At 48.0% G+C, this 2,860-nt stretch carries 2 protein-coding genes; both read right to left on the bottom strand.

The annotated features are described in order from the left end of the window. The coding region (locus ABD846_RS04710; RefSeq protein WP_344823177.1) for a CUB domain-containing protein at window positions 1-2,014 on the bottom strand (2,014 nt) is incomplete at its 3' end. A 375-nt stretch (window positions 2,015-2,389) separates the two neighbouring features. Next, on the bottom strand, window positions 2,390-2,860 hold a 471-nt coding region (locus ABD846_RS04705; protein WP_344823175.1), incomplete at its 5' end, for a T9SS type A sorting domain-containing protein.

Here is a 2,860-nt window from a genome sequence, read left to right as displayed (position 1 = left end):
AGGTTGCATAAGAAGAAGGATAATAGCCACTGTTACTGTACCAGTAAGAAACATTATATGCCTTACCTGCGGTCAGTGCCAGACCAGGAGTGAACCAGTATTGTGCGGCTCCCAGTCCGTATCCGAGGTAGTAACCCGCATGCAGGTATTTAGAGCCACCTGTAGTGTGGTTTCTGATACCCGGTGCATAGGTAGGATCATAAGGAGAACCCGCCAGGTTGAAGTATGTTGGTATACTGCCCCAGTAAGTGCTACCCGCACATGGAACGTTTGTTCCAACCGTTCCTTTCTCGAATGTCTCCATATAAGGAGGCGTGATCGGTGCGGTAGATACATTCACCGTATCGGAATAAGTAGTCAGACCGCTTGCCGCACAGGTAACTTTTGCACGGAAATAATAGTTGCCCGAAGTATTGATCGTGTAGGTGTATGGAACCGTCGTTGCCCCGGATTTTGTTCCGAACGCTGTCGGTGCTCCGTAAGCAGTGTCCCATGCATACGTAAGGCCGGAGAACGGAGGAGTGCTGGTCAGAGACAACACCGTGGTTGCCGGAACAGAACACGCAACATAAGGAGTAGCTGAAGACTTACCGCCGCTTCCGAAAGTCGAAGCAGTGGCAGTGCTACACGCAGGCAGTTCGATCAGGTTAAAGTCATCGAACATACCACCGCCGTAGTAAGCGTAAGAAAGGTTATCTGCTTTAGCCGCCAGGAAGTAAATGCCGGTTGTAGTAACGGAGAAGTCACCCACACTCTGCTCGTACGTATTGTTGGCTTTTACAATATCAGGTTTGATCGCAGTCAGGCCTGTCGGTGTCTGCGAGTTGCCATAATACATACCGAAGCGTACTCCGGTAGAAGAATAGTAAGAGGTAATATACCCGGCTACGCGGTACCAGTAAGAGAAGCGGTACGTTTTACCGGCTTCCAGGTACAAACCCGGAGTGAACCAGTAACCTGACTGACCGGAATAGGTACCCGTGTAATAAACGTTATAACCTGCAACAAGGAAGTTTTTACCTCCAGGAGTACGGTTAGAACCGGCATAGGGATCGTAAGTATCACTGATCACTTTCCAGTAATCGGCGTAAGCACTTGAATAATAAGCATAATAGGTAGTTACGCCGGTGCTGAACAAAGGATAAGCAGCAGCACAGGTAGGGTTGTTACCAACTGTTACGCCTTCAAATGTCTCGGAGTAAGGGGGCAGCAGCGGACTCGAAACAGTCACAGCCACTGTAGTGGAGGTTGCAGTACCGCTTGTAGGAGTACACGTAACGCGGCAACGGTAATAAAGCGTCCGCCCAATAGGTGGCGTGTACGTCCAGCTTGCGGAAGTGGCACCGGTATAAGCAACAAAGGTACCGGCAGCACCGGTACTGGAAGTATCCCATTGGTAGGTAAGCCCTGTTCCGCCGGAGGCACCGCTCAGCGATAAAGTTGTGGACTGACCCGCACAGATCGTAGTAGAAGACGCAACAGCTGTACCGGCGGTAATGGTACCCGAACAAGGTGTCGGGATGAAGCAACTCAGGGTTGCAGCCCAACCTGCATAGTTCACAGACGCATCAGAAGTGAACTTAAACGTAAGACTTCCGTCTGCCGCGGTGGAGGTGAAAGACGGTGGCAGCGAAGAGCCGGAATAAGTTCCGAGCAACGGTGCAGCAGTACTGTTACCATTGTAGATGTACAGGTAATCCCAACCGCTCTCGATATTAAAGCTCGAGAAAGTAACGATCACCTTACCGCCCGCGGTGGACGGATAAATCGTACGGGTGGAATTCTCACTGTTACTGTAGTTGGCAGAAGCTCCGCCACTATCGTAAAAGGAGTTGGAACAGGTGGTCGAAGAGCCTGAACTCATCAGGATCTGGGCCTGAGCTACCGAAGCTCCGAGGAGTATTGCGAGAAAGACCCCGAGCGAAAATAGCAAACGGGACTTTCTATACTCTCCGGAGTCAGCGGCCGTTGATCGGCTCATCGAACGCGCGAGGGTCTGTAGAAGTTTTTTCATTGCGTTTTTGTGTTTTTGAATAAAATGATTGCTGCTTCTTCTTTATATACGGTATTGGTATCTGTTCAGATTGCGACAAAAGATGGCCAAATAGTGGTGCACGACCAAAATTTGTCGATAAACAGCATTTCAAATTTAATTGAAACTTTTAATTACCAAATAGAGAATTTTCCTATCCAACCTTTTTAAAAGACTATTTTTTACATTTTCTTTAGAAATCAATGCGTAAAGGGCGGTTTCCTTTTTGTTACTGAACTGTTAATTGATGTCGAAAAACACAAAAAAAGCGTGCCGGACATAAAATCCGGCACGCTTTTCAGCTGCTTTTTTTAGTTAATCCTGTTAACTAATTATTAATTTAGTTAGCATCACTAACTACTTATTGGACATTTTCGTCACACGTTGTTGTGCGATCTGTTGTACCCCGTCTTTATCCAGGATCACAAACATATACACACCGTCTGCAAGCTTGCCAAGATCCACTTCCTTCGTATCGCGACTGCGGATAATCACACGACCACTCAGATCCTTAACCTGTACCTGGACAGCCATCGGACTTTCGATCGTTACTTTTCCACTTGTCGGATTCGGGAACACACGGATCTCTGATGAAGCAACACTGCTGTTGTCAATGCTCAGCCAGCTGTCCATCGCTTCTACTGGAGTAGACTCTCCGTCACAGTTGTTCGTACCCGTTACACGTACTTTGTACATCCCTTTCAGAGACATTACATAAGTACGGGAGTTTGCTCCCGGGATATCCACACCGTTGCGGATCCATTGGTAGAACGGATAAGACAGTGTTGTCGAAAGCGTGTCACCAATACGGGAGATTACCGGTACCGG

The sequence above is a fragment of the Rurimicrobium arvi genome, assembly GCF_039540495.1.
Lineage (GTDB): Bacteria > Bacteroidota > Bacteroidia > Chitinophagales > Chitinophagaceae > Rurimicrobium > Rurimicrobium arvi.
Note: the sequence above shows the minus strand (reverse complement) of the source record. Positions and strands in the feature narration are given on the sequence as shown.